The following is a 24,045-nucleotide window of genomic DNA, read 5'->3' on the forward strand; positions in this document are numbered from 1 at the left end:
CACAGAGGCGCAGAGCGATGAAATCACAGTCACCCCTGATTACCCTACGCGATCTGGCGCAGGATGCGGTGGAACAAGCCGCGCAACAGCTGGGCCAGGTACGGCAGGCGCAGCAGGCGGCGGAGCAACAGCTGTCGATGCTGCTCAACTATCAGGACGAATACCGCCAGAAGCTGAATCATACGCTCTGCGACGGCATGGACAGCTCACGCTGGCAAAACTACCAGCAGTTTATCGGCACGCTTGAGCAGGCCATCGACCAGCACCGCCAGCAGCTGCTGCAGTGGGGGCAGAAAGTGGATCACGCGGTGAAGCAATGGCAAGACAAACAACAGCGGCTGAACGCTTTCGAAACCCTGCATACCCGCGCAATGAATGCGGAGCAGCAGCAGGAGAACAAACGGGATCAAAAATTGATGGATGAATTCGCTCAACGCAGCGCACAAAGGAATATCAACCCATGAATCTGAACGCCCTGCCCGGCCTGGCCTTACCCGGCGACGCCGGCGGTCTGACCGAACTGACCTCGGCGCTGGACGAAAGCCAGCTGTCGTCCGCTTTTGCCCAGTTGCTCGGCGCGCGTTTCGCGCCCGCCGCCGATGGCAAACCTCAGCCGGCCACGCTGAGCGCGGACGATGAACGTGCCCCGGCCCTGAGCCGCAACCAGCTCAATCAACTGCTGGCCACCTTCGGCGAGCGCGGCGGTCTGTTGCCGAACCTGTCAACCTCAGCCGACGCGCCTTCACCTGAAGCCGTTGAAGGCGATGCGCCCGCCGCCGGCGATAAACCGGCGCAGACGCCGATCGTCGCCGCCAAAGAGCTGGATGCCGCGACGCTGCAGGCGCTGTACGCCATGCTGCCGGCCGCGATCGTCGCCCAGGCGCAACCGGCCGAAGGCCAACAGTCGCTGCCGATGGAAAACGCTGACGAGGCCACTGCGCTGCAGCCGGGCAACGGCCTGCTGAACATCGCGGCGGCCGGTGATAAAACCCCTGCTCGTTCAGCGGCGCCAGCCGCCCCGACGGTGACCAGCGTTAAAACACCGGCCACCGACGGCGATAACGCTACGGCGGCGCTCACGCAGCCGGCTACCGGCGAACGTGCAAGCACCGCGCAACCGCTGCCGGCGAGCGATGCGCAGCAGCCGCCGACGCTCAATCACGCCGTCGCCCTGGCCGCCGCCAGCCCGACGCAAACGGCCGCCCCGGCCAGCGCACTGGTGAGTGCACCGCCTACGCCGCAGCTCAACGCGCAGCTAGGCAGCCCGGAATGGCAGCAGGCGTTGAACCAACAGGTGCTGATGTTCCACCGCAACGGCCAGCAGAGCGCCGAGCTGCGCCTGCACCCGCAGGAACTGGGCGCTTTGCAGATCACGCTGAAACTGGACGACCAACAGGCGCAGCTGCACATCGCCTCTGCGCACGGCCAGGTGCGTGCGGCGGTGGAAGCGGCGATGCCGCAGCTGCGCCACGCGCTGGCGGAGAGCGGTATCAACCTAGGGCAGAGCAGCGTGGGCGGCGAATCCACGCCGCACTGGCAACAGGCGCAACAGCAGGCTTCCAACGGCCAGGGGCGTTCCAGCTATGCTGAACATCATGGCGGCGAGGCGGCAGCAGCCGACAACGTCAGCGCGCCGGTGGCGCTGCAGCGCATGGCCAGTGCGGTCAACGGCGTCGATATTTTCGCCTGAGCCGCCGCAAACGCCCAAGCTGGCACCCATTTGCGCGTTTATTCAGGCTATTGCACGCCGCAATAGACGCGATAATACCTTTACATGTCATGCGTGCGGCTTTGCTGCGCGCTATGCTCGCCGCCTCGCAGGCCGCGGGTGGAACAACAGGAATTAGATTTGGCTATGTCTCAGAACTCCCTTCCGGCAGCACCGAAACGCCCCCTTCTGGTCATCCTGCTGGTGTTGATCAGCGTCGTCGCCTGTGGCGCCGCGGGTTACAGCTGGTGGCTGCTGCAACAGCATAAAAACGGCGCCGAACCGGCCGCCGTCAAAGAACAACCGCCGGCGGCGCCGGTGTTCATGCCGCTCGACACCTTTACCGTCAATCTGGTGACGCCGGACAACAACCCGGATCGCGTGCTGTACATCGGCCTCACGCTGCGTCTGCCGGACGAAAGTACCCGCCGTCAGCTGAACGATTTTCTGCCGGAAGTGCGCAGCCGTCTGCTGATGCTGCTTTCCCGCCAGGAAGCGAGCCAGCTGGCCAATGAACAAGGGAAGCAACAGTTGGTGGCGCAGATTAAGGATGTGCTCAGCCCGCCGCTGGTTAAGGGACAACCGAAGCAGGTGGTCAGCGACGTGCTGTTCACCGCCTTCATACTGCGGTAATCACTATGGGCGATAGCATTCTTTCACAGGCAGAGATCGACGCCTTGCTCAACGGCGACAGCGCGGGTGACGAACCCGAAGCGGTGGTCGGCAAAGAGAGCGAGGTCAAGCCTTACGATCCGAACACCCAGCGCCGCGTGGTGCGCGAGCGTCTGCACGCGCTGGAAATCATCAACGAACGTTTTGCCCGGCAGTTCCGCATGGGATTGTTCAACCTGCTGCGCCGCAGCCCGGACATCACCGTCGGCCCGATCAAAATCCAGCCGTATCACGAGTTCGCCCGCAATCTGCCGGTGCCGACCAACCTGAACCTGGTGCATCTGAACCCGCTGCGCGGCACCGCCCTGTTCGTGTTCGCGCCGAGCCTGGTGTTCATCGCCGTCGACAACCTGTTCGGCGGCGACGGCCGCTTCCCGACCAAGGTCGAAGGCCGCGAGTTCACCCCGACCGAACAGCGGGTGATCAAGCGCATGCTGCGCCTGGCGCTGGACGCCTACGGCGACGCCTGGAGCGCCATTTACAAGATCGACGTGGAATACGTGCGCGCCGAAATGCAGGTGAAGTTCACCAACATCACCACCTCGCCGAACGACATCGTGGTCACCACGCCGTTCCAGGTGGAGATCGGCGCGCTGACCGGCGAATTCAACATCTGCATTCCCTTCGCGATGATCGAACCGCTGCGCGAGCTGCTGACCAACCCGCCGCTGGAAAACTCGCGGCAGGAAGACAGCCACTGGCGCGAAACGCTGGTGAAGCAGGTGCAGCACTCCGAACTGGAGCTGATCGCCAACTTCGTCGATATCCCGATGCGGCTGTCGAAAGTCCTGAAGCTGCAACCGGGCGATGTACTACCGATAGACAAGCCGGAACGCCTGATCGCCCATGTGGACGGCGTACCGGTTCTGACCAGCCAATACGGCACGTTGAACGGGCAATACGCCCTGCGTGTTGAACATTTGATTAACCCTATTTTGAATGCTCTGAGTGAGGAACAGCCCAATGAGTGATCCTAAGCAACCGTCTGGCGAAGGAAAGGAATCCGTGGACGATCTGTGGGCTGATGCGTTTAACGAGCAGCAGTCCTCAGAGAAATCCGGCGCGAGCACCGAAGGGGTGTTCAAGTCGCTGGAGGCTCAGGATGCGCTCGGCAGCCTGCAGGATATCGACCTGATCCTGGATATTCCGGTCAAGCTGACCGTGGAACTGGGGCGCACCAAGATGACCATCAAAGAGTTGCTGCGCCTGTCGCAGGGCTCGGTGGTGGCGCTGGACGGCCTGGCCGGCGAACCGCTGGACATCCTGATCAACGGTTACCTGATCGCACAAGGTGAAGTGGTGGTGGTGGCCGACAAGTTCGGCGTGCGCATCACCGACATCATCACCCCGTCCGAACGCATGCGTCGACTGAGCCGCTGATGACCGCCGCCGCGCCCGTTACCGTGCAAAGCACCCAACAACCCGCCGCGCCGGCCCTGCCGGCAGGTTCGGTGTTGATGCAGGTCAGCAGCGCGCTCGGTGGCATTCTGCTGCTGATCCTGCTGGCCGGTTGGCTGTTCCGTCGGCTGGGGTTCGCCCCGCAGGCGCGCAACAACAAACTGCTCAACCTGCGCGCCAGTTGCCAGGTCGGGCAGCGCGAGCGCGTGGTGGTGGTGGAAGTCGACGACACCCTGCTGGTCTTGGGCGTCACCGCCCAGCAGATCACCCCGCTGCACACCCTGCCCGCCCCGCCGAAAGACGAAGGCGAGACCAACGCGGCAACACCGGCGGACTTCCGCCAACTGATGCAAAAAGTTCTGAAACGCCCGGAAAAATCGGCATGACCTCGACTCTTCATACCCTCGTCCGCCGTCCGGCGGTTTGGCTCCCTGCCGCCCTGCTGCTGATCAGCCCGGCGGCTTTTGCACAACTGCCGGGGCTGATCAGCCAGCCGCTGGCCAACGGCGGCCAAAGCTGGTCGCTGCCGGTGCAGACGCTGGTGCTGTTGACCTCGCTGACCTTCTTGCCCGCCATGTTGCTGATGATGACCAGCTTCACCCGCATCATCATCGTGCTCGGGCTGCTGCGCAATGCGCTGGGCACGCCGTCGGCGCCGCCGAACCAGGTGATGCTGGGGCTGGCGCTGTTCCTGACCTTCTTCATCATGTCGCCGGTGTTCGACAAGGTCTATCAGGACGCCTACCTGCCGTTCAGCCAGGACAAGATCGGACTGGAGGTCGCGCTGGATAAAGGCGCGCAGCCGCTGCGCGAATTCATGCTGCGCCAAACGCGCGAAACCGATCTCGCGCTGTACGCCAGGCTGGCCAATCAGCCGCCGCTGGCCGGCCCGGAAGCGGTGCCGATGCGCATCTTGCTGCCCGCCTACGTCACCAGCGAACTGAAAACCGCCTTCCAGATCGGCTTTACGGTGTTTATTCCGTTCCTGATTATCGATCTGGTGGTCGCCAGCGTATTGATGGCGCTGGGGATGATGATGGTGCCGCCGGCGACCATCTCGCTACCGTTCAAGCTGATGCTGTTCGTGCTGGTCGATGGCTGGCAGCTGCTGCTCGGCTCGCTGGCGCAGAGCTTCTATTCGTAACCCCCGACCGGAGAAAGCGAGATGACACCTGAATCGGTTATGGCGCTCGGCACCGAGGCGATGAAAGTGGCGCTGGCGCTGGCCGCCCCGCTGCTGCTGGCGGCACTCATCAGCGGCCTGGTGGTCAGCCTGCTGCAGGCCGCCACCCAGATCAACGAAATGACGCTGTCGTTCATCCCCAAAATTCTGGCGGTGGTGGCCACCATCATCATCGCCGGCCCCTGGATGCTGAACCTGTTGCTGGACTACATGCGCACCCTGTTCAGCAACCTGCCTACCCTGATCGGCTGACCGTGCTCACTTTCGACAGCGCCCAGCTCACCGTCTGGCTCAGCCACTATTTTTGGCCGCTGCTGCGCATTCTGGCACTGATCAGCACCGCGCCGATATTCAGCGAAAAGCAAATCAGCAAAAAGGTCAAAATCGGCCTTGGCGGGCTGATCGTCATCCTGATCGCGCCGACGCTGCCCGCCAGCAATATTCCGATCTTCTCCGCTGCCGGCCTGTGGCTGGCGATTCAACAGATTCTGATCGGCGTGGCGCTGGGGTTGACCATGCAGTTCGCCTTCGCGGCGGTGCGCCTGGCGGGCGAAGTGATCGGCATGCAGATGGGCCTGTCGTTCGCCACCTTCTTCGATCCCAGCGGCGGCCCGAACATGCCGGTGCTGGCGCGCCTGCTCAATCTGCTGGCGATGCTGCTGTTCCTCAGCTTCAACGGCCATCTGTGGCTGATTTCGCTGCTGGCTGACAGCTTCCACACCCTGCCTATCCAAACGCAGCCGCTGAACGGCAACGGCTTCCTGGTGCTGACCCAGGTCGGTTCGCTGATCTTCATCAATGGCATGATGCTGGCGCTGCCGCTGATCTGCCTGCTGTTGACGCTGAACATGGCGCTCGGGCTGCTCAACCGCATGACGCCGCAGCTGTCGGTGTTCGTGATCGGCTTCCCGGTCACCATGACCTTCGGCATCATGACGCTGGGCATGATGATGCCGATGCTGGCGCCATTCTGCGAGCACCTGTTCGGTGAGATATTCGATCGTCTGGCGGCGGTGATCGGCGGCATGACCTTCTGAATCCGCCTCCTCCTTCCTTCCCCCCCTTTTGCCTGAGACAAAATGGCAATAAAACCGTTTTATTGGGACAAAAGCCTGAGAAACGCCTTTTATCCGGATTAAGGTTCAAATGTCTCCGGCGGCTTGAATAAATAAAACCCCGACCTAGAATAGACCCGGTAACAAGAAAACATCGCCTCCCCGTTAGCCATCGGCGGCGATAAAAACGCTTACTCCTCAGCGAAAATAAAAAAATAACGCAGTCACGCAGAGTTAAATGCGCGACAGATAACTTACACCCTGAATAAATGCGTCCGGCAGCCTGCCGGCTGCAGGGCGCAGCATCGACCTTTGCTAACCACAGGAGCGAGATCATGATTAAAGCGAAAAGCAACCGCAAGGCACGCCGATTATTCGGCTTGACCCACTGGAAAAGCAACAAGTTTAAAGTTTCCTTCACCGAGACCAGCGATGGCGGAAAATGGAAAGTGGTGAAGAAAAAGAAATAATCACGCAGGACCTGTAGCAAAAATTCCGGGTTGCGCCCCTATCCGGCTTCTGCAACGTCATTCGACGCGGCGCCGCATAAGCAGCCCGGGACCCACACTCATCACTCGCCGGCAAACCGTGCCGGTGTACTTTATTCTTAGGAAGGGAATAACGCGCCACATCACCCTGGCTGCTGCGTTAAATTTAAAAATAATGTATTAATGATTTAATTTACTCACACCCCTTATTTATTCACTGACAAGAAAAATCGATTTCCCACCTTATTTCCCCAGCGTTATATTGAAAACAACCTTGCTATCAGTACGCGGCAAGCCTCACTAAAATATAAACGGTGTAAATATGAAGATAAAGTTTCAGCTGAGTGATTTATTCATCAGCGGCATCGCCCTTTTGATCATGAGCACTATTTTAAACACACTGGGTTTTTCCTGGGGTTTATTTGCTCTACCGCCTGGCGTCGATAGTTTTGTCATCATCCCGTTTACCTTATTTGGCTCATTGAAGTTGGCCGAGTGCCTCTATAAGCCAATACGCTGGCTGCTAAATGAGAGCCGCAAATCTCAAATCGAAAATAACAACCCTAAAAATAACGCTAAGTCGCGTTAACAGGAGATCGACCTATGCTGAGAGAACTGACCAGAGAAGAAATGCAACGGATTGGCGGTGCCGGTGACGGCAATAACGGCGGCGACCGGGATCGCGACTATGGCCCAAGCTCCTACGGCGCGCAGGCGAACGGCTTCCAGCCTAATTGGGCGGCGAAAGGCTATGGGCTATTTCAGGATCCTTGTACCGGCGCGGTGGTGACCGGCGCCATTGCCATGGCCGGCGCCCTGGCCAGCCGTAACGGCAGTGCGATTGGCACCGCGGCGGCCTCAGCCTTTGTCAACATAGGCGGTCAATGCACTAAAGGGTCCGGCAACGATCGCGGCGTGCCTTTCCGCTAACGCGTAAGCTGAATGGGGAAAACGCAGACAAAAAAAGGCGCGTCGCTCAGTCAGTAGTGGGAGAACGAACGACGCGCCAAACGAGTGCGCCCGGTTTCAAGAAGCCTCCCTCCCCGCGGGGCGGAGAGGGCATTTTCTAAGCGCACTAAAGGGAAACCCGTCGCGGTCAGGCAACGGGGTATTGCTCTTAACGATTCATCTGGAACAGCGACATGCCCTGCATATCGCTGAAGGTTTTGTACGACGCCTGCAGCGCCGCCTGCTGCATGAAGTAAGACGAGATAGACTCGGCCAAGTCGGCATCCGTCAACGCGCTCATCTGGATCTGGTTGGTCATGTCACGCTCTTTACCGATGCTGTCCAGCTGATCCATCTCCTGCAGCTGGCTGCCCAGCTCGGCACGCACGCTCAACACGTTGTTGTAGGAGTTGTCCAGGCCGCGGTTGGCTTTCGCCAACGCATCGTTCACCTGCTGTTTGGTAGCCTCGTCGGCGCCCTGCAGCGGCGTTTTCAGCGCATTCAGCGCGATGTCGATGCTCTCGAAAACGTTGCTGACCGGCGCGCTGCCGTCCGGCTCAGGCTTCGGGTTGCTGGTCAATGACATGAACACCGCGTTGCCGGTATGGCCGATGGTCATGGTGCGGTTGGCGTCCACTTTCTGCTCAACCGTCTTGTCGCCCCCCTGATAGCTGACGGTGCCGCCGTTGTCGACGAACGGCGTCTTGTCGTTCACGTATCCGCCGAACATATAGCGGCCGTTGCCGTCGGTGCTGTTGGCCTGGTTCAGCAGCTGATCTTTCAGCCCCTGCAGTTGGGTGGCCAACGACTGGCGGTCGTTATCGCTTTCGGTGCCGCCGGCATTGACGATCAGCGCCTTCATGTCCGCGATGGTGGAGGTCGCGCCGGCCAAGACCGTTTCTTCCATCGACACGCTCTGACGCGCGAAGGTGCGCGCCAGCGTGTATTGGCTGTTTTCCGCCTGCGATTGCGACAACATCACCGCGCGCGACGCCGCCAGCGGATCGTCGGACGGGTTGATCACCCGCTTGCCGGAGGAAAGCTGCTCGGCGGCCTTCATGAACAGCGACTGGTTGCCCGTGATGCCGCTCATGTTCTGTTGGTACATCATGCTGGTGCTCATGCGCATGCTGTGGGTTCCTTACTCTGAACGACCGGCGCCGCAACGGCGCCGGCTAACAATGAAATCAACGAATATTCAGCAACGCATCGAACAGCGAGCTGGCGGTCTGAATGACCTGCGCGTTGGCCATGTAGTACTGCTGGAAGCGCAGCAGCTCACCGTATTCTTCGTCGAGGTTAACCCCTGACAGCGATTGCTGTTGCTCACCCAGTTGCTTGACGATCTTGGCCTGCGAGGTCGCGATCGCCTTGGCGGCGGCGGTCTGGTTGCCCACGCCACTGACGATGCCGGCGTAAGCGCCGCTCAGGGTCGCCTTACCGTCCACCAGATTTTTGGTTTGCAGATCCAGCAGCTTCTTGGCGTTTTCGTTATCGCCGCGGCCGCTGTCGTCTTTACCGGCGGCGGCGATCTTGGACGAATCGGTGATGGCGACTTTCAGGTTGCCCGCCACGTCGCTGACCGGCTTCACGGTGAAGCTGTCTTTGGCTTTCGCATTGCCGTCGATGCTCACTTCCAGGCCGTCGAAGTTCAGCGTCGGTTTGCCGTCGGCACTGGTGCCCGGCGTGGCGTTGACTTTTACGTTGTCCGGCAGGCGGCTGACCTGCCAGTTGCTGCCGTCGAACTCGACGCGATAATCGTTGGCCTTCACTTTGCCGGTGTCGGTGTAAGCCACCGACAGCGAAGCGTCGCCGGTGTTGCGGGTATTATCCACTACCCGACCGCCGCTGAAGCTGAAGAAATCGCCGCCCGCGTCGCCGTTCAGATCGAAGCCTGCGCGATGCTGCTGGTTAAAGCTGTCCGCCATCGCCAGTGCCAACTGCCCCAGCTGATTGCGCACGCCGTCCAGCGTTTCGCTGCGGAATTTCAGCACGCCACTCAGACTGCCGCTGGTGATTTGCCCTTCCGGCACTTCACTAGCGCCGTTGCCGCGGTTGTAACCGATAGTCAAACGGGAAGGATCGCTGCTGGAAGGCATCGCCTCCACCTGATAGGTATTGCTGCCCTGCACCAGGGTCAAACCGTTGGCGAAGGAGACGGTATACGCGTCGCCATCCTGCTGCGTGACCTGAACCCCCACCAACTGGTTCAGTTCGGTGACCAGTTGGTCACGCTGATCCAGCAACGCGTTCGGTTCACCGGCGGCGCTGCCGCGCAGGCGGGTGATCTCGTCATTCAGCTTGGCGATCTGTTGGCTGTAGCTGTTGATCTGCTGCGCCGTATCGCTGATCTGCTGATTAACGCCGCTGTCCATGTCGCGCAGGAACTTGTCGGTGTTATTGAACTGGTTAACCAGGCCATTGGCCTTGCCCAGCACGGTCTGACGTGCGGCGTCGTCGCCGGCGTTGCTCACCAGGTTTTGCAGATTGGTGAAGAAGTCCTGCATGTTGGCCGACAGCGGGTTGGTTTTGCTCGCCAACAGATTGTCGATCTGCGAAATCTTCTCGTAATAGGCGTTTTGCGCCCCGAACGCGCTCTGTGAACTGCGCAGCTGATTGGTGATGAACTGGTTGTATTCACGGTTGACGCTGGTGACGGTCACGCCGTTGCCGATGAAGCCGCTCATGGTGGCCATGCCGCCATTCTGCGCCAGGATCGCAGTCTGGCGGTTGTAGCCCGCCACGTTATAGTTGGAGATGTTGTTGCTGACGGTACTGAGCGCCACCTGAGCCGCATTCAGCCCGCTCATCGCGGTATTGATTAAGCTATTGGACATCGGAATTCCTTATGCTGCGGCGCCGGTGGCCCACAGAGTTCTTAATTGAGCTGCTGAGCCTATTCGCTCAGCCTGTCTCGGTTATCGGCCAAAATGGGAAGAACTTGAGGAAAAAAAGCGGCAACGCGCTCAGCATCCAGCTAGCCTTCGTTACCGCCTATCCCCTAAATGATTGGCGCCGCTGTGGCGTCAAGAATGACGGGGATTTAGAACAAATCTTTCAGATCGTGGGTATAAGCTTTCACCGCCTGTTCCCCGGCGTTCTTCATCTGCTGAATCACGCTGACCAGTTTGCTGGCGTACTGCGGGTCGGTGGCATAACCGGCGCGCTGCAGCGCATGTGCCGCCTGTTCCGGGCTGCGCGCGGCGGCCACGTCGGCGTAGCGCGGGTTGTTGGTCAACAGCTTGACGTAATCGGCGATCGCTTCGACGTACGAGCCGTAAACGCGGAACTTCGCCTTCACCTTCTTCGCGGCGCCCTGCTCAAACTCGGTGGTGGTGATCTCCGTCACCGGCCCATTCCAGCTGCCGCCGGCCTTGATGCCGAACAGGTTGTAGCTCGGCGTGCCGTCAGAAGTCGGGATCTCGCGCTGCCCCCAACCGGACTCCAGCGCCGCCTGCGCGACGATCAGCTGATGCGGAATGCCGCTCTGCTGGCTGGCGACCTTCGCCGGGATCGACAGACGGGCGACGAAGTTGCCGTTGTTGAGCGACAGCGGCGCGGCGGCCGGCGGCGCTTTCGGCATCGCCCGGCGCACCATCTGCTCCAGCGCCTGATTCGGCAGCGTTTGCAGCACCTCGTTGTCCAGCGCCATCGGCGACAAGCCCGCCGTTTCGCGCGGCACCGTATTGGCGTTGCTCATCTGCTTGACCATCATGTCGGCTAGCCCCAGCCCTTTTTGCGACATCTGCTGGGCGATTTGCTGGTCGTACATCGAGGTATAAAGCCGCGTTTGATCGCTGCTTAATACCCCGTCCTGCGGCAAGGCAGAACGCATGCTTTTCAGCATCATCTGCACGAACATGCCTTCCACCTGCTGCGCCACCTGCTTGAGGTTGCCCTGCGGATCGGCCGCCGCGTCGCGCTTCAGGCCGTTCAGCGCCTGGGCGTCATAGGCCGCGCCCGACATCGCCATCAGATCGCCGGCCATCAGATGATTTCCAGCTTGGCGCGCAGGCAGCCGGCGCTCTGCATCGCCTGCAGGATCGACATCAGATCGATCGGCGTGGCGCCCAGCGCATTCAGCGCGCGGATCACATTGTTCAGGTTGGCGCTGGCGTTCACCTTCTGCAGCGACCCACCCTGCTGTTGCACCGAGATCTGGGTGTTTGGCGTCACCACCGTCTGGCCGCCGCCGAACGGCGTCGTCGGCTGGCTGACGGTGTTCTGCCGATCGACCACCACCGACAGATTGCCCTGGGCCACGGCGCAAGAGTCGAGGATCACGTCGCGGTTCATCACTACCGAACCGGTGCGCGAGTTGATGATCACCTTGGCGTCCATCGCACCGACGTTGACGGTGATGTTCTGAATCTCCGCCAGGAAGCGCACCTGAGAGCTGTTACCCTGCGGCACCAGCACCTGAATGGTGCGGGCGTCGAGCGGCGTCGCGGTGCCGCCGCCGCGTTGGCGGTTGATGGCGTCGCTGATCTGCTGCGCCAGCGTGAAATCTTCGTCGTTCAACTGCAGATTGAGTACTCCGCCGCTGCCGAAGGTGGTCGGCAGCTCGCGCTCGATGGTGGCGCCGTTGCTGATGCGCCCGCCCGCCAGCTGATTGACCTGCACGCTGCTGCCGCCGGCCGCCGCGCCCGCACCGCCGACCAGCACGTTGCCCTGCGCCAGCGCATAGACCTGGTTATCCACGCCTTTGAGCGGCGTCATCAACAGGGTGCCGCCGCGCAGGCTTTTGGCGTTGCCCATCGAAGAAACCACCACGTCGATGTTCTGCCCGGCGCGCGAGAACGGCGGCAGTTTGGCGGTCACCATCACCGCCGCCACGTTTTTCAGCTGCATGTTGGTGCCCGGCGGCACGGTGATGCCCAGCTGCGACAACATGTTGCTCAGGCTCTGGGTGGTGAACGGCGTCTGCATGGTCTGGTCGCCGGAGCCGTCCAGCCCCACCACCAGGCCGTAGCCGATCAGGGCGTTGTCTCGCACGCCCTGCACCGTCACCAGATCGCGGATGCGCTCCGCCGCCGCCGGCAAGCACACCAGCCCGACGCACAGCGCGATAAACCATTTTTTCAGCATCAGTCAATCCTTAGAACGGTGAAACATTTAAGAAGAAGCGCTGCAGCCAGCCCATGGTCTGCGCTTCGTTGATATAGCCATTGCCGACGTATTCGATACGCGCATCCGCCACCTGCGTCGAGGTGACCGAGTTGTTGCCGCTGATGGTACGCGGGTTGACGACGCCGGAGAAACGAATGAATTCGGTGCCCTGGTTGATGGCGATCTGTTTTTCCCCCACCACGTGCAGGTTGCCGTTGGCCAGCACCTGGTTGACCGTCACCGTAATGGTGCCGTTGAAGGTGTTGTTGGCGTTGGCGCCGCCCTTGCCGCCGAAGGTGCTGTCGCCGGAAATGTCCATATCGGCGCGCGCATTGCCTAACAGGCCGTCGAGGTAACGCGGCGAGGTGGCGACGCCGAACTTGCTGGCGCCGTTGCGGCTGGCGTTGGCGGAGGAACTCTTGCTGGCGCTGACGTTTTCCTGCAGCACGATGGTCAGGGTGTCACCGACGTTGCGCGGACGGCGGTCTTCGAACAGCGGCTGATAGCCATAGTTCATCGGCTGCACCGTCTGGAAGATCGAGCCGTTCGGCATCGGCGCGCTGGCCGGCGCGGGCTGCGCCGTGGTCGCGCCGTCCACCAGCGGTTTGTGCGGGATATAAGCGCAGCCGCTCAGCGTCAGCATCACCATTCCCGCCAGCCAGCGTTGTCCCTGCCGCGGCAGGATTGCCATCGAATATGTGGTTACCACGGGTATCGCCTTTGTTTCACGAAAGAGAATGACGGGCGCGGCATGCCGGGCCCGTCAATGACAGATTACAGTTGCGTCAGCTTTTGCAGCATCTGATCGGAGGTCGATACCGCTTTGCTGTTGATCTCGTAAGCGCGCTGAGTCTGGATCATGTTGACCAGCTCTTCCGCCACGTTGACGTTGGAGGTTTCCACGTAGCCCTGATACAGCAGACCGGCGCCGTTCAGCCCCGGCGTGCTCTCGTTCGGCGCGCCCGAGCTTTCGGTTTCCTGATACAGGTTCTCGCCCACGCTCTCCAGACCGCTGTCGTTGACGAACGTGGTCAGCGTCAGTTGGCCCACCTGCTGAGCGGCGGTCTGCCCTTGCTGGGTAACGCTGACGATGCCGTCGCGGCCAACGGTGATGGACAGCGCGTTCGCCGGGATGGTGATCGCCGGCTGCACCTGGAAACCGCTGGAGGTCACCAGCTGGCCGTTCTGATCGATCTGGAACGACCCGTCGCGGGTGTAGGCCTGGGTGCCGTCCGGCAGCATCACCTGGAAGAACCCCTGCCCCTTGATGGCGACGTCTTTACTGTTGTTGGTCTGCGACAGGTTGCCCTGGCTGTGCAGACGCTCGGTCGCCACCGGACGCACGCCGGTGCCGATCTGCAGACCGGAGGGCAGCGTGGTCTGCTCGGAGGACTGTGCCCCCGGCTGACGCATGGTCTGGTACAGCAGATCTTCAAATACCGCACGCTGGCGCTTGAAGCCGTTGGTGCTGACGTTCGCCAGGTTGTTGGCGATCACGTCCATGTTGGTCTGCTGCGCGTCCAGACCGGTTTTGGCAATCCATAAGGATGGAATCATCGGTTATTTCCTTGCTGCTTAACTCAATGAGAGCAGTGAGTTGGCACGCTGTTCGTTTTCATCCACGCTGTGGATGACTTTCATTTGCATTTCAAAGCGACGGGCGTTGGCGATCATATCGACCATGGTTTCCATCGGCTTGACGTTGCTGCCTTCCAGCACGCCCGGCATCACCCGCACCTGCGGATCGTTTTGCAACTGATTGCCGCGCTGCTGTTGGGTTTCCGGCGTCAGGCGAAACAGCCCGTCGTCGCCGCGCATCACTTCGCGCGCATCGGCTTTGACCAGCTTCAGGCGGCCGATCTGCGCGATGGTGTTCGGCGGATCGCCGGCGTTCAGCGCCGAAATGGTGCCGTCGGCCGCGATGGTGATCTCCGCCGACGGCGGCACCTCGATCGGGCCGCCGTCGCCCATCAGCGGCATCCCCTGCACCGTCAACTGCCCGGTGGAGGAGATCTGAATGTTGCCGTTGCGGGTGTAAGCTTCACCGCCGCCTGGCAGACTCACCGCCAGGAAACCGTCCTGCTGCAGCGCCACGTCCAGCGGACGCGCTGTGTAGTTCAGCGCGCCCTGGCTCATGTCGGCGCCGGGCGTCGAGGCCGTCACCAAGGTGCGTGTCGCCATGCTCGGCCCGTCGACCGGCACCGCGCGCAACGCGGCGAGCTGGGCGCGAAAGCCCGGCGTCGACGCGTTGGCCAGGTTGTTGGCGGTAATGGACTGCTGTTCCAGCGTTTGGCGCGCCGCGCCCATCGCGGTATAAATCGCGTGATCCATAACTCGGCCCTATTAGCGCAGGCTAACCAGCGTCTGCAGGATGGAGTCCTGCGTCTTGATGGTCTGGGCGTTGGACTGGTAGTTACGCTGTGCGACGATCATGTTCACCAGCTCTTGGCTCAGATCGACGTTGGAAGATTCCAGCGCGCCGCTGGTCAGCTTGCCGAAGCCGCCGCCGCCCGCCAGACCGACGCGCGGCTGGCCGGACGCGCCGGTTTCCTGCCAAACGTTATCGCCCTGCGACGCCAGCCCTTCCGGGTTGGAGAAGTTGGTCATGACGATCTGACCCAACAGCTGGGTCTGCTGGTTGGAGTAGATACCCACCACTGTGCCGTCGTTGTTGATCTGATAGCCCGTGTATTCACCGGCGGCATAGCCGTCCTGCGATACCTTGCTCACCGAGTCGCTGCCCACGTTCTGCTGCATACTGCCGGCGAAGCTCAGGGTGAAGTTTTGCGCCGGCGCACCGTCTTTGGCGGTCATCGGGATCACCATGCTGAACTCGCCCGGCGCGCCGTTGGTGCTGGTGGTTTTCACCAGGTTGCCGCTTTCGCTGAACTCCATGGTGCCGGCGTCAACCGGTGCAGCGCTGCCGTCCTGGGTGTAGACCTGCCACTTGTTGTTTTCGGTCTTCACGAAGTAAGCGTTGATGTTGTGCGCGTTACCCAGCGAGTCGTAAGCGGTGATGGTGTTGACGTAGTTGTAGCTGTCCTGCTTGGTCGGATCGAACGTCTTGTTCTCCGGCACTTTATGGGTGGACTTCAGGTTGGCCACCATCTGGCCGGAGGTGGACGCCTTGGCGTTCATCATGCCTTCAGGAATGCTCAGCGGCACCGGGTTGGCGCCCTGCTGGATGGTCGGCGGGGAACCGGCCGCCGGGTAGCCGGTCAGCTGCAGGCCCTGCATGTTGGTCAGGTTGCGGTTTTCGTCCAGCTTGAACTGGCCATTGCGGGTATAGAAGATGCCGCCATCTTTATCCTGCATGCGGAAGAAACCGTTGCCGTTGATGGCGATATCCAGTGAACGGCTGGTACCGGTGGTGGTGCCGCCCTTGAAGTTCTGGGTGATGCCGGACACTTTGACGCCCAGACCGACCTGCGAACCAGCGAACATGTCGGCGAAAGATACGCTGCCGGATTTGAAGCCCGCGGTCGCAGAGTTGGCGATGTTGTTACCGATCACGTCCAGGTTGGTTGCTGCCGCGTTCAAGCCGCTGACTGCCTGAGAAAAGGCCATGTTATTCTCCGAATAGTGGTCAGGCTATCGTCCGATTGAGCCTGATGCTTAGGGTTATAAGATCTGTCGCACGTCTTCCAGGGTGGCGTTGCCCGCCAGGCCGAGATCCAGCTTGGCACCGTTGCCGTCGCGGATCACGCCGTTCACCAGGCCGAAATGCAGGCTGCGCGCCACCAGTTGCTCGCCGTTGCCTTTGGCGTTGACGGCCACTTTGTAGGCGCCGTCGGGCGCGGTGGTGCCGTCATCCAGCGATCCATCCCAGGTGAAGGCGTGCACGCCGGCGGTCAGACCGCCAATTTCGATGGTGCGCACGACCTGCCCGCTGGCATTGGTAATGGTGGCGGTCACCTGATCGGCTGCGCGCTCCAGTTCTACGCCGAACGGCGTGGTGCTGACCTTGCCGTCCTTGCTGCCGACCAGAATATTGTTGCCCGGCACCATCACGCCGTGACCGATCAACGCAGTGGCCTGCAGCGACTGGTTGCTGTTGATCTGGCCGGAGATCGAGCCCAGCGTGGTGTTGAGTTTTTCGATGCCCTGAACGGTGTTGATCTGCGCCAGCTGCGAAGTCAGCTCGTTGTTCTGCATCGGGTTGGTCGGATCCTGGTTTTTCAACTGCGCGACCAACAGCGTCAGGAAGCTGTTGTGCAGATCCTGACTGTTGGTGGTCTTGCTGTTGTTACCGATGACGGTGTTGTCCAACGACTCGTTAGTGGTTGCGGCGATAGCCATGGGAATCTCCGGTTACTGACCCAGCGTCAGGGTTTTCATCATCATCGACTTGGTGGTGTTGAGCACCTCGACGTTGGCCTGGTAGCTGCGCGAAGCGGAGATGGTGTTGACCATTTCCCCGACCACGTCCACGTTCGGCATGCGCACGTAACCCTTGGCGTCCGCCAGCGGATTACCCGGCTGATACACCAGTCGCTCGGGCGCCGGATCGTCCACCACCTGGGCGACGCGCACCCCGCCGGTCGGTTGTCCAGGCGCTGCGGCGACCTGGAACACCACCTGCTTGGCGCGGTAAGGTTCACCGTCCGGGCCGGTCACGCTGTCGGCGTTGGCCATGTTGCTGGCGCTGACGTTCATGCGCTGAGACTGCGCCGATAACGCCGAGCCGGAGATATCAAAAATGTTCAGTAAAGACATGCGCCTTATCCTTGTTGCAGCACGGACATCATCCCTTTGATCTGACCGTTGAGCAGCGTCAGGTCGGTCTGATATTTCAGGCTGTTATCGGCAAAGTTGGTGCGTTCGCGATCCATGTCCACCGTATTGCCGTCCATCGACGGCTGGTCCGGCACTCGGAACAGCAGATCAAGCTGTGGCGGCTGCATGGTCTGCGCCGGGATGTGGCGCGCCGCCGTCAGGTTCAGCGCCATGCCGTTGCCGTTGACGCGCCCTTGTTCCAGCACCTTGTTCAATTGGCTGGCGAAATCGATATCCCGCGCCTGATAACCCGGCGTGTCTGCGTTGGCGATGTTGGCGGCCAGAATTTCCTGCCGCTGGGCGCGCAAGTTCAGCGCCTCTTGGCCAAAGCGCAGAGCCGCGTCCAGTTTGTCGAGCATGCTCCCTCCGCGAGGTTAGAATTTGGAGTCGACAGCATAAACGCCCGCCGTGCCACCCTATCGCGGGAATAAACGCAAAATGGGGCGCTATTTATCTGCTTAGCCTGCGCGCGCTGCGGGTACACTTACGCGTATCCCGATGAAGCTTGAGAAGATGACGATGAAAGGTAAAATGCTGCTTATCGGCCTGCTGTGCAGTCTGAACGCGCGCGCCGACGATCTGGCGACGCAAATCGAAAGCTTCATCAAAGGCAAATTCAACGGCGAACCGGTGCAGGTGAAAGTGCGGGTGCGCACGCCGCCGAACCAATGGCCCGCTTGCGAACTGCCGCAGCTGTCGCTGCCGCCCAATGCGCGGATCGGCGGCAATGTCAGCATTTCGACGCGCTGTGGCCAGGAGCGGCGTTTTATTCAGACGCAGGTGCAAGTGTTCGGCCGTTATCTCGTGTCGGCACGCGGCATCAGCGCCGGCGCCCGATTGACGGCGGCGGATCTGACGTTGAAGCAGGGTCGGCTCGATACCCTGCCGCCGCGCGCGCTGACCGAACCGGGCAAAGCGTTAGGCGCCGTCAGCCTGCGCAATATCAGCCCCGGCCAGCCGCTGACGCTCGCCATGCTGCGCCGCGCCTGGCTTATCAAAGCCGGGCAACCGGTGCAGGTCACCGCGCAGGGCGAAGGATTTAACATCAGCGGCGCGGGTAAGGCGATGAACAACGCCGCCGCCGAAGACAGCGTGCGCGTGCGCATGGCGTCCGGGCAGATCGTCAGCGGCGTGGTCGGGGACGACGGCGCGATTCGCATTACGTTATAAAAAAGTAAAGGTTCCGCCAACCTTGCCGATAAGACAAATCAAGCAGCATTTTATTGGCCACCAGGGCCGCAAAACTTTCATTGCAGCGTCGTCGACCGCAAGCGGCGACGGCGTAAACGGAGATGGACCATGAGTATCGATCGCACCCAGCGGTTACAGCCGGTTTCCACTGTGCAACCGCGTGAAACCCCGGCCGACAACCCGCTCCAACCGCGTAAGGCCGCCGTGGCCGAAACCGCCGTCAGCGGCACCCAGGTCAAACTGAGCGAGGCGCAGGCACGCCTGATGCAGCCGGGCACCCAGGATATCGATATGGGCCGGGTCGAAGCCATCAAGCAGGCGATCCGCAACGGTGAACTGAAGATGGACGCCGGCAAAATCGCCGACGCGCTGCTGCAAGACGCGCAGAGCGATATTCAATGGATCGCCGGCCGCGACTGACAGCGCGGCGGCGGGTAGCGGTAAAGGATAAGTCATCACTATGGAAAACCTGGCACAACTGCTGGATAAACTGTTGGAAACCCTGCAGGCGCTCAATGGCGTGCTGGAGGAAGAGCACGACTTGCTGTGTGCCGGTCAACTGCCCGGCGTGGCGTTGCAGCGCGTCACCGACGCCAAAAGCCAACTGCTGGCGACGGTCGCCTATCTCGAGCAGCAGCGTCTGGGGCAGGAGAAAGCCTGCGGGCAACGCGCCCCTTACGCCAACCATACGCCCCTGGCCGATCGCTGGCAGCGCGTTCAGTTGCTGAGCCAAACGCTGCGCGAGAAGAACCAGCACAATGGCCTGCTGCTCAATCAGCAGATCGACCATAACGCCCAGGCGCTGTCGATCCTCAGCAAAAACAACAAATCGCTGTATGGCCCGGACGGCCAGTCGCACGTCGGCAGCCTGCTCGGCAGAAAAATCGGCGTCTGACCTGCCCCATTTCGCCCGGTGCACGTGTCACCGGGCGCAGCTTTATCGGCTTTTGCGCCTCCCTTCGCATTTTCCCCTTGTCGTTTTCTGAGTTCCCTTAACGTTATGCGCCAGGCTGCGCAGAACGGATATTTGCCTGTTCCCCATCACTCCCTATTTCGTCATCTTAGCTCGGTCGTTAAACATCTTGATCTATACCCATTAAGGGTATATTTTCACATGGAGAGTGAATGACCGACATTTATCTCACAAAAGCCTTCCAGACATTTGCCAGCGACGAACGCATCAGTGACGCCACGATAGTGAAAGCGGCGCAAGAGATGCAAAATCAGTTGTACGACGCCAATCTCGGTGGTTGCGCTTACAAAAAACGCATCGCCCGGATGGGGAGTGGAAAACGGCGCGGGTATCGGGTATTAATCGCAACGGCAGATGAAGGCAGGATCTTTTTCATGTATGGCTTTGCCAAAAACGAAAGAGACAACATCAATCAGGATGAGTTAATTTCCTGGCGGCATTTGGCGGCGCTGTATCTGGATTATTCACCATTCAGGCTGTATCAGCTGGTCAACTGCGGGGAATTAATAAGGTTACAACTATGAGCAAGATGCTGAAATCGATCCACCAGGAAGTTCAGGGCCTGCATCGCGCCGGTTTCGTCGATGACGTGACCATGCGCACCTTCGACATGCTGTGCCTGCGGCCGGTGAAACAGTTCGGGCCGGCCGAGATCCGCGCGCTGCGCGAACGGGAAAACGTCAGTCAGCCAGTGTTCGCGCTGTATCTCAACGTCAGCAAAAAAGCGGTGCAGAAATGGGAGCGCGGCGAAGCGCAACCGAACTCCGCCGCGATGAAGCTGTTGACGTTGGTGGAACGCAACGGCCTGCAAATTTTGGCCTGATCCTACTGGTAATTGACGATCACCTGATTGCCAATCACCCGCAGCGGCGGGTTCAACCCGCCTTGCGACTGCACGTAATAGACAAAGCGCAATTCCGCATTGGCCGGCTCGCCCTGCAGACCGATGCTGCTACCGCTACCGCCGCCCAGCGGAATGCAGCGGTTCACCGTGCAGAGCTGCGCCTGCAGGCCCACCGGTTCCGGCCCCAGCAAACGGTAGCGCCAGCTGACGCTGGTGATGCGCGCGTTGGCGTCCGGCAGTGCGTTCGGCGGCCGCAAACCGGCGGACTCATCGCGCATGCCGCCCTGTTCCAGCGTAACGCCCGCCCCTTCCGCCACCCAGGAACCAGACACCGCGCCAGCGGCAAGCGGCGCCAACAAACCCAGCAAGCACAAACGGCGTTTCATCAGGCGGCTCCGATGGTCGAGGTCATGCGAATCTGGCGATCGTCGTTGATCTCCAGGTTGGACAGCACCACGATCTGCGGCAAACTGCGGCGCAAGAAGCGCGCCAGCAAGGCCCGCAGCGCATGGTTGACCAGCAGCACCGGCGGCGCACTGAGCATCTCTTGCCGCTGCAACGCCTGGCGCGCCTGATCCAACAGGCGGTCGGCCAGACCTGGCTCCAGGCCACCGCCGCCTTGCAACGCCTGCAGCAACAGGCGCTCCAGCTGGGTATCCAGCCCGATAACCTGAATCTCGCCGTTGCCCGGGAACCACTGCTGCGTGATAGCCCGGCCCAGTGCCACCCGCACCACGGTGGTCAATTCATAAGGATCGCTCTGCGCCGGGGCATGCTCCGCCAGCGTTTCAACGATGGTGCGCATATCACGAATGGAAACGCGCTCGGCCAACAGGTTTTGCAACACCTTGTGCAGCGTGGTCAGCGACACCACGCCCGGCACGAAGTCTTCGGTCAGCTTCGGCATCTCCTGCGAAACGCGGTCCAGCAGTTGCTGAGCTTCCTGGCGGCCAAACAGTTCGCTGGCGAACTGACCGATCAGGTGATTGAGGTGCGTCGCCACCACGGTGCTGGCCTCCACCACGGTAAAGCCCTGGATCTGCGCCTGCTCGCGCAAGGCACTGTCGATCCACACCGCTTCCAGCCCAAAGGCCGGATCGACGGTTTTATCACCCGCCAGCTCGCCTACGGCATTGCCGGGGTTGATCGCCAGCCAGCGGCCCGGTTGCGCTTCGCCGCTGCCAATCTCGACGCCTTTCATCAGGATGCGGTAGCTGGCAGGCGGCAGTTCCAGATTATCGCGAATGTGTACCACCGGCGGCAGATAGCCCATGTCCTGCGCGAATTTCTTGCGGATGCCGCGAATACGCCCAAGCAGCTCGCCGTTCTGCTGAAAATCGACCATCGGAATCAGCCGGTAGCCCACTTCCATCCCCAACGGGTCTTCCAACTGCACGTCGGCCCAGCTGGCTTCGGCGGCCTGCGGATTCTCCGGCATCACCGGCGCCTCTACCGTCTTCGGCGCCTGTTGTTCACGGCCGCGTAGCCACCAGGCCAGGCCCAGCAAAGCGGCGGTAAACAGCAGGAACACCAGGTTCGGCATGCCCGGCACCAGGCCCAACAGCCCCAGCACCCCGGCGCTCAGCAGCATCACGCGCGGATTGTTGAACAGCTGGCCTACCATCTGCTCGCCGACGTCCTGATCGGTCGCTACGCGGGTGACGATAACGCCGGCGGCGGTGGAGATCACCAACGCCGGGATCTGCGCCACCAGGCCGTCACCGATGGTCAGCAGCGTATAGCTTTCCGCCGCCGCCCCCAGCTCCATGCCGTGTTGCACCACGCCGACCAACAGGCCGCCGACTACGTTCAGCACCATGATCATCAGGCCGGCGATGGCGTCGCCGCGCACGAATTTACTGGCACCGTCCATCGAGCCGTAGAAATCGGCCTCTTGGGTAACTTCGGCGCGGCGTTTCTTCGCTTCGTCTTCGCCGATCAATCCGGCGTTCAGATCGGCGTCAATCGCCATCTGTTTGCCCGGCATGCCGTCCAGCACGAAGCGCGCGCCCACTTCGGCGATACGCCCCGCACCTTTGGTGATGACCATAAAGTTAATCAGCACCAGGATGATGAACACCACGATGCCGATGGCGAAGTTGCCCCCCACCAGGAAGTGACCGAAGGCTTCCACCACGCGGCCGGCGGCGGCGGAGCCGGTGTGCCCTTCCAACAAGATGATGCGCGTCGACGCGACGTTGAGCGACAAACGCAGCAATGTGGAGAACAGCAGGATGGTCGGGAAAGCGGCGAACTCGAGCGTGCGCTGGGTGAACATCGCCACCAGCAGCACCATGATCGACAGCGCGATGTTGAAGGTAAACAGCAGATCAAGGATGAACGCCGGCAACGGCAGCACCATCATCGACAGAATCAACAGGATCAACACCGGGCCGGCCAGCACCTGCCACTGCGTATCTTTAAAATTGCCCGGCAAACGAAGCAGGGAGGCCAAATTAGCCATCAGAGTCACTCTCTCTCGCAAAATCCAGTGCTTCCGGCACCGGTAAACGTTCAGGTTTTTTCGGGATCAGGCCGCCCTCGCGCCGCCAGCGGCGCAGTTGGTACACCCAGGCCAGTACTTCGGCGACCGCGGCATACAGGGTGGCCGGAATATGTTGTCCGATCTCGCTGTGCCGATACAGCGCGCGCGCCAGCGGCGGCGCCTCCAGCATCGGGATGCGGTGTTCCGCACCGAGTTCGCGAATGCGGAAGGCGATTTCGCCGGCCCCTTTGGCCAGCACTTTCGGCGCGCTCATTTTTTTGTCGTTGTACTGCAACGCGACGGCGTAGTGCGTCGGGTTGGTGACGATCACGTCCGCCTTGGGCACATCGGCCATCATGCGGCGGCGGGCGATCGCCCGCTGCTGCTGACGAATGCGCCCCTTCACGTGCGGGTCCCCTTCCTGGTCTTTGAACTCGTCGCGAATATCCTGCTTGGTCATCTTCAGCTTCTTGAAGTGACTCCACAGCTGATAAAACACGTCGAATGCCACCATCGGCGTCAATCCCAGCACGACCAGAAAGCCGCAGAACAGAATCATCTGCAGCGCGTTGCCCAGCGCATCGAGCGGCTGCTGAGTCATCAGATGCAACATCGCCGCCCAGTTGTGCCACAGATAGAGGCCGGTCACCCAACCGACCAGCGTCGCTTTCAGGATCCCTTTCAGCAGCTCGGCCAGCACCTGGGTAGAAAAGATGCGCTTCAACCCGGATAGCGGGTTCAGCCGCTTCAAATCGAACTTGATCGACTTGCCGCTGAACAAAATGCCCCCCAGCAACATCGGCGCGGCGAGCGCCACCAGCACCAGCCCCGCCATGATCGGCAGCAGCGCCAGCACCGCCTGGCGCAGCAACATGCCCAATTGGCGCAGCATCTGTTTATCGTTGCTGACCATGCCGTGATCGAAGTTCAGACCTTGCGTGAGCATCGCCGCCAGCTGTTGCGCCATATTGCTGCCGGACATCAGGATAATCGCCAGGCCGGAGAGCAGCATCAGTACCGAGGTCAGCTCGCGCGAGCGCGGGATCTGGCCGTCTTCACGCGCCTTCTCCAGCCTGTGGGGCGTGGGGGCCTCGCTTTTTTCCAGATCGCTGTCTTCAGCCACGAAACGCCGTTCCTGTGTCGGGAGGGTAAAGAATGGCGGTCAGCATGCCAAAAAATTGGCGATGTCATTGGGGGAACAACGGGGAAAAAGGC

General features: G+C 61.0%; 31 protein-coding genes. 17 read left to right on the forward strand and 14 right to left on the reverse strand.

Features of this window, described 5'->3' with window-relative positions:
• Nucleotides 1-17: 17 nt before the first annotated feature.
• The 12 genes from fliJ (at nucleotide 18) to AC6BYQ_RS03365 (ending at nucleotide 7,434) form a co-directional block, all read left to right on the forward strand.
• Nucleotides 18-464: a flagellar export protein FliJ gene (fliJ, locus tag AC6BYQ_RS03310; protein ID WP_004934783.1), complete on the forward strand. Its 447-nt coding sequence runs from the start codon at nucleotides 18-20 to the stop codon at nucleotides 462-464.
• Entirely contained in the window at nucleotides 461-1,690 is a 1,230-nt protein-coding gene (locus AC6BYQ_RS03315) for a flagellar hook-length control protein FliK (protein ID WP_498056279.1), read from the forward strand. Before fliJ ends, AC6BYQ_RS03315 begins: the two co-directional genes overlap by 4 nt.
• Nucleotides 1,691-1,855: 165 nt before the next feature.
• Nucleotides 1,856-2,341 (forward strand): flagellar basal body-associated protein FliL, encoded by a 486-nt coding sequence (gene fliL / locus AC6BYQ_RS03320; RefSeq protein WP_015378245.1) that lies wholly within the window; start codon nucleotides 1,856-1,858, stop codon nucleotides 2,339-2,341.
• 5 nt (nucleotides 2,342-2,346) lie between these two features.
• Entirely contained in the window at nucleotides 2,347-3,351 is a 1,005-nt protein-coding gene (fliM, locus tag AC6BYQ_RS03325) for a flagellar motor switch protein FliM (protein WP_004934798.1), read from the forward strand.
• On the forward strand, nucleotides 3,344-3,760 hold the full coding sequence (gene fliN, locus AC6BYQ_RS03330; protein WP_004934799.1) for a flagellar motor switch protein FliN: 417 nt from the start codon (nucleotides 3,344-3,346) through the stop codon (nucleotides 3,758-3,760). The genes fliM and fliN overlap by 8 nt, the downstream gene beginning before the upstream one ends.
• On the forward strand, nucleotides 3,760-4,164 hold the full coding sequence (gene fliO, locus AC6BYQ_RS03335; RefSeq protein WP_019452944.1) for a flagellar biosynthetic protein FliO: 405 nt from the start codon (nucleotides 3,760-3,762) through the stop codon (nucleotides 4,162-4,164). Before fliN ends, fliO begins: the two co-directional genes overlap by 1 nt.
• Nucleotides 4,161-4,922, forward strand: a complete 762-nt coding sequence (fliP, locus tag AC6BYQ_RS03340; protein WP_004934802.1) for a flagellar type III secretion system pore protein FliP — start codon at nucleotides 4,161-4,163, stop codon at nucleotides 4,920-4,922. The genes fliO and fliP overlap by 4 nt, the downstream gene beginning before the upstream one ends.
• 21 nt (nucleotides 4,923-4,943) lie before the next feature.
• A complete protein-coding gene (fliQ, locus tag AC6BYQ_RS03345; protein ID WP_004934803.1) occupies nucleotides 4,944-5,213 on the forward strand; it encodes a flagellar biosynthesis protein FliQ in 270 nt (89 codons plus the stop codon).
• Between the two features lie 2 nt (nucleotides 5,214-5,215).
• Complete coding sequence (gene fliR / locus AC6BYQ_RS03350; RefSeq protein WP_019452945.1) at nucleotides 5,216-5,998, forward strand: flagellar biosynthetic protein FliR; 783 nt, start codon at nucleotides 5,216-5,218, stop codon at nucleotides 5,996-5,998.
• Nucleotides 5,999-6,351: 353 nt separating this feature from the next.
• Entirely contained in the window at nucleotides 6,352-6,486 is a 135-nt protein-coding gene (gene sra / locus AC6BYQ_RS03355; protein WP_019452946.1) for a stationary-phase-induced ribosome-associated protein, read from the forward strand.
• A gap of 340 nt (nucleotides 6,487-6,826) precedes the next feature.
• Entirely contained in the window at nucleotides 6,827-7,093 is a 267-nt protein-coding gene (locus tag AC6BYQ_RS03360) for a hypothetical protein (RefSeq protein ID WP_015378248.1), read from the forward strand.
• Between the two features lie 14 nt (nucleotides 7,094-7,107).
• Nucleotides 7,108-7,434 (forward strand): hypothetical protein, encoded by a 327-nt coding sequence (locus AC6BYQ_RS03365; protein WP_015378249.1) that lies wholly within the window; start codon nucleotides 7,108-7,110, stop codon nucleotides 7,432-7,434.
• A gap of 187 nt (nucleotides 7,435-7,621) precedes the next feature.
• Here AC6BYQ_RS03365 and flgL read toward each other — a convergent pair whose 3' ends face one another.
• The 11 genes from flgL to flgB all read right to left on the reverse strand — a co-directional run bounded on the left by flgL (nucleotide 7,622) and on the right by flgB (nucleotide 17,696).
• Entirely contained in the window at nucleotides 7,622-8,581 is a 960-nt protein-coding gene (gene flgL / locus AC6BYQ_RS03370; RefSeq protein WP_498056280.1) for a flagellar hook-associated protein FlgL, read from the reverse strand.
• Between the two features lie 58 nt (nucleotides 8,582-8,639).
• Nucleotides 8,640-10,289 (reverse strand): flagellar hook-associated protein FlgK, encoded by a 1,650-nt coding sequence (gene flgK, locus AC6BYQ_RS03375; protein WP_019452950.1) that lies wholly within the window; start codon nucleotides 10,287-10,289, stop codon nucleotides 8,640-8,642.
• Nucleotides 10,290-10,495: 206 nt separating this feature from the next.
• Nucleotides 10,496-11,440 carry a flagellar assembly peptidoglycan hydrolase FlgJ gene (gene flgJ, locus AC6BYQ_RS03380; protein WP_498056281.1) on the reverse strand — a complete coding sequence of 315 codons (945 nt, stop codon included), beginning with the start codon at nucleotides 11,438-11,440 and terminating at the stop codon, nucleotides 10,496-10,498.
• Complete coding sequence (locus tag AC6BYQ_RS03385; RefSeq protein ID WP_004934816.1) at nucleotides 11,440-12,540, reverse strand: flagellar basal body P-ring protein FlgI; 1,101 nt, start codon at nucleotides 12,538-12,540, stop codon at nucleotides 11,440-11,442. The genes flgJ and AC6BYQ_RS03385 overlap by 1 nt, the downstream gene beginning before the upstream one ends.
• A 10-nt stretch (nucleotides 12,541-12,550) precedes the next feature.
• The gene (flgH, locus tag AC6BYQ_RS03390; protein ID WP_004934817.1) at nucleotides 12,551-13,252 is read right to left on the reverse strand and encodes a flagellar basal body L-ring protein FlgH; all 702 of its coding nucleotides are present in this window, start codon (nucleotides 13,250-13,252) and stop codon (nucleotides 12,551-12,553) included.
• A gap of 83 nt (nucleotides 13,253-13,335) precedes the next feature.
• Nucleotides 13,336-14,118: a flagellar basal-body rod protein FlgG gene (gene flgG, locus AC6BYQ_RS03395; protein WP_004934819.1), complete on the reverse strand. Its 783-nt coding sequence runs from the start codon at nucleotides 14,116-14,118 to the stop codon at nucleotides 13,336-13,338.
• Nucleotides 14,119-14,136: 18 nt separating this feature from the next.
• On the reverse strand, nucleotides 14,137-14,892 hold the full coding sequence (locus AC6BYQ_RS03400; protein WP_019452952.1) for a flagellar basal body rod protein FlgF: 756 nt from the start codon (nucleotides 14,890-14,892) through the stop codon (nucleotides 14,137-14,139).
• 12 nt (nucleotides 14,893-14,904) lie between these two features.
• Complete coding sequence (gene flgE / locus AC6BYQ_RS03405; RefSeq protein WP_498056282.1) at nucleotides 14,905-16,128, reverse strand: flagellar hook protein FlgE; 1,224 nt, start codon at nucleotides 16,126-16,128, stop codon at nucleotides 14,905-14,907.
• Between the two features lie 54 nt (nucleotides 16,129-16,182).
• The gene (flgD, locus tag AC6BYQ_RS03410; protein WP_019452954.1) at nucleotides 16,183-16,860 is read right to left on the reverse strand and encodes a flagellar hook assembly protein FlgD; all 678 of its coding nucleotides are present in this window, start codon (nucleotides 16,858-16,860) and stop codon (nucleotides 16,183-16,185) included.
• A 12-nt stretch (nucleotides 16,861-16,872) separates the two neighbouring features.
• The gene (gene flgC / locus AC6BYQ_RS03415; RefSeq protein ID WP_004934826.1) at nucleotides 16,873-17,277 is read right to left on the reverse strand and encodes a flagellar basal body rod protein FlgC; all 405 of its coding nucleotides are present in this window, start codon (nucleotides 17,275-17,277) and stop codon (nucleotides 16,873-16,875) included.
• A gap of 5 nt (nucleotides 17,278-17,282) precedes the next feature.
• Nucleotides 17,283-17,696 carry a flagellar basal body rod protein FlgB gene (gene flgB, locus AC6BYQ_RS03420; protein WP_019452955.1) on the reverse strand — a complete coding sequence of 138 codons (414 nt, stop codon included), beginning with the start codon at nucleotides 17,694-17,696 and terminating at the stop codon, nucleotides 17,283-17,285.
• A 160-nt stretch (nucleotides 17,697-17,856) separates the two neighbouring features.
• Here flgB and flgA point away from each other — a divergent pair, with 160 nt between their 5' ends.
• The 5 genes from flgA (at nucleotide 17,857) to AC6BYQ_RS03445 (ending at nucleotide 20,324) form a co-directional block, all read left to right on the forward strand.
• A complete protein-coding gene (gene flgA / locus AC6BYQ_RS03425) occupies nucleotides 17,857-18,507 on the forward strand; it encodes a flagellar basal body P-ring formation chaperone FlgA (protein WP_498056283.1) in 651 nt (216 codons plus the stop codon).
• Nucleotides 18,508-18,636: 129 nt separating this feature from the next.
• A complete protein-coding gene (flgM, locus tag AC6BYQ_RS03430) occupies nucleotides 18,637-18,948 on the forward strand; it encodes a flagellar biosynthesis anti-sigma factor FlgM (protein WP_019452957.1) in 312 nt (103 codons plus the stop codon).
• Nucleotides 18,949-18,988: 40 nt separating this feature from the next.
• Complete coding sequence (locus AC6BYQ_RS03435) at nucleotides 18,989-19,423, forward strand: flagella synthesis protein FlgN (protein ID WP_498056284.1); 435 nt, start codon at nucleotides 18,989-18,991, stop codon at nucleotides 19,421-19,423.
• A gap of 230 nt (nucleotides 19,424-19,653) precedes the next feature.
• Complete coding sequence (locus AC6BYQ_RS03440; protein ID WP_498056285.1) at nucleotides 19,654-20,025, forward strand: type II toxin-antitoxin system RelE/ParE family toxin; 372 nt, start codon at nucleotides 19,654-19,656, stop codon at nucleotides 20,023-20,025.
• Nucleotides 20,022-20,324 (forward strand): helix-turn-helix domain-containing protein, encoded by a 303-nt coding sequence (locus AC6BYQ_RS03445; RefSeq protein ID WP_033632742.1) that lies wholly within the window; start codon nucleotides 20,022-20,024, stop codon nucleotides 20,322-20,324. The genes AC6BYQ_RS03440 and AC6BYQ_RS03445 overlap by 4 nt, the downstream gene beginning before the upstream one ends.
• 2 nt (nucleotides 20,325-20,326) lie before the next feature.
• Here AC6BYQ_RS03445 and AC6BYQ_RS03450 read toward each other — a convergent pair whose 3' ends face one another.
• From AC6BYQ_RS03450 to flhB, 3 genes are read right to left on the reverse strand one after another with little or no spacing between them, the layout of a single operon-like run.
• On the reverse strand, nucleotides 20,327-20,731 hold the full coding sequence (locus AC6BYQ_RS03450) for a flagellar protein FlhE (protein ID WP_019452960.1): 405 nt from the start codon (nucleotides 20,729-20,731) through the stop codon (nucleotides 20,327-20,329).
• Nucleotides 20,731-22,809 carry a flagellar biosynthesis protein FlhA gene (gene flhA, locus AC6BYQ_RS03455; RefSeq protein WP_019452961.1) on the reverse strand — a complete coding sequence of 693 codons (2,079 nt, stop codon included), beginning with the start codon at nucleotides 22,807-22,809 and terminating at the stop codon, nucleotides 20,731-20,733. Before flhA ends, AC6BYQ_RS03450 begins: the two co-directional genes overlap by 1 nt.
• The gene (flhB, locus tag AC6BYQ_RS03460; protein WP_498056286.1) at nucleotides 22,802-23,953 is read right to left on the reverse strand and encodes a flagellar biosynthesis protein FlhB; all 1,152 of its coding nucleotides are present in this window, start codon (nucleotides 23,951-23,953) and stop codon (nucleotides 22,802-22,804) included. The genes flhA and flhB overlap by 8 nt, the downstream gene beginning before the upstream one ends.
• Between the last annotated feature and the right edge of the window lie 92 nt (nucleotides 23,954-24,045).

It is taken from the genome of Serratia sp. LTN-2 (assembly GCF_059740205.1).

Bases quoted from the DNA above. Each gene is read 5' to 3' on its own strand.
- fliJ (WP_004934783.1), top strand. From the start codon at position 18: ATGAAATCACAGTCACCCCTGATTACCCTACGCGATCTGGCGCAGGAT.
- AC6BYQ_RS03315 (WP_498056279.1), top strand. From the start codon at position 461: ATGAATCTGAACGCCCTGCCCGGCCTGGCCTTACCCGGCGACGCCGGC.
- fliL (WP_015378245.1), top strand. From the start codon at position 1,856: ATGTCTCAGAACTCCCTTCCGGCAGCACCGAAACGCCCCCTTCTGGTC.
- fliM (WP_004934798.1), top strand. From the start codon at position 2,347: ATGGGCGATAGCATTCTTTCACAGGCAGAGATCGACGCCTTGCTCAAC.
- fliN (WP_004934799.1), top strand. From the start codon at position 3,344: ATGAGTGATCCTAAGCAACCGTCTGGCGAAGGAAAGGAATCCGTGGAC.
- fliO (WP_019452944.1), top strand. From the start codon at position 3,760: ATGACCGCCGCCGCGCCCGTTACCGTGCAAAGCACCCAACAACCCGCC.
- fliP (WP_004934802.1), top strand. From the start codon at position 4,161: ATGACCTCGACTCTTCATACCCTCGTCCGCCGTCCGGCGGTTTGGCTC.
- fliQ (WP_004934803.1), top strand. From the start codon at position 4,944: ATGACACCTGAATCGGTTATGGCGCTCGGCACCGAGGCGATGAAAGTG.
- sra (WP_019452946.1), top strand. From the start codon at position 6,352: ATGATTAAAGCGAAAAGCAACCGCAAGGCACGCCGATTATTCGGCTTG.
- AC6BYQ_RS03360 (WP_015378248.1), top strand. From the start codon at position 6,827: ATGAAGATAAAGTTTCAGCTGAGTGATTTATTCATCAGCGGCATCGCC.
- AC6BYQ_RS03365 (WP_015378249.1), top strand. From the start codon at position 7,108: ATGCTGAGAGAACTGACCAGAGAAGAAATGCAACGGATTGGCGGTGCC.
- flgL (WP_498056280.1), bottom strand. From the start codon at position 8,581: ATGCGCATGAGCACCAGCATGATGTACCAACAGAACATGAGCGGCATC.
- flgK (WP_019452950.1), bottom strand. From the start codon at position 10,289: ATGTCCAATAGCTTAATCAATACCGCGATGAGCGGGCTGAATGCGGCT.
- flgJ (WP_498056281.1), bottom strand. From the start codon at position 11,440: ATGGCCGGCGATCTGATGGCGATGTCGGGCGCGGCCTATGACGCCCAG.
- AC6BYQ_RS03385 (WP_004934816.1), bottom strand. From the start codon at position 12,540: ATGCTGAAAAAATGGTTTATCGCGCTGTGCGTCGGGCTGGTGTGCTTG.
- flgH (WP_004934817.1), bottom strand. From the start codon at position 13,252: ATGGCAATCCTGCCGCGGCAGGGACAACGCTGGCTGGCGGGAATGGTG.
- flgG (WP_004934819.1), bottom strand. From the start codon at position 14,118: ATGATTCCATCCTTATGGATTGCCAAAACCGGTCTGGACGCGCAGCAG.
- AC6BYQ_RS03400 (WP_019452952.1), bottom strand. From the start codon at position 14,892: ATGGATCACGCGATTTATACCGCGATGGGCGCGGCGCGCCAAACGCTG.
- flgE (WP_498056282.1), bottom strand. From the start codon at position 16,128: ATGGCCTTTTCTCAGGCAGTCAGCGGCTTGAACGCGGCAGCAACCAAC.
- flgD (WP_019452954.1), bottom strand. From the start codon at position 16,860: ATGGCTATCGCCGCAACCACTAACGAGTCGTTGGACAACACCGTCATC.
- flgC (WP_004934826.1), bottom strand. From the start codon at position 17,277: ATGTCTTTACTGAACATTTTTGATATCTCCGGCTCGGCGTTATCGGCG.
- flgB (WP_019452955.1), bottom strand. From the start codon at position 17,696: ATGCTCGACAAACTGGACGCGGCTCTGCGCTTTGGCCAAGAGGCGCTG.
- flgA (WP_498056283.1), top strand. From the start codon at position 17,857: ATGAAAGGTAAAATGCTGCTTATCGGCCTGCTGTGCAGTCTGAACGCG.
- flgM (WP_019452957.1), top strand. From the start codon at position 18,637: ATGAGTATCGATCGCACCCAGCGGTTACAGCCGGTTTCCACTGTGCAA.
- AC6BYQ_RS03435 (WP_498056284.1), top strand. From the start codon at position 18,989: ATGGAAAACCTGGCACAACTGCTGGATAAACTGTTGGAAACCCTGCAG.
- AC6BYQ_RS03440 (WP_498056285.1), top strand. From the start codon at position 19,654: ATGACCGACATTTATCTCACAAAAGCCTTCCAGACATTTGCCAGCGAC.
- AC6BYQ_RS03445 (WP_033632742.1), top strand. From the start codon at position 20,022: ATGAGCAAGATGCTGAAATCGATCCACCAGGAAGTTCAGGGCCTGCAT.
- AC6BYQ_RS03450 (WP_019452960.1), bottom strand. From the start codon at position 20,731: ATGAAACGCCGTTTGTGCTTGCTGGGTTTGTTGGCGCCGCTTGCCGCT.
- flhA (WP_019452961.1), bottom strand. From the start codon at position 22,809: ATGGCTAATTTGGCCTCCCTGCTTCGTTTGCCGGGCAATTTTAAAGAT.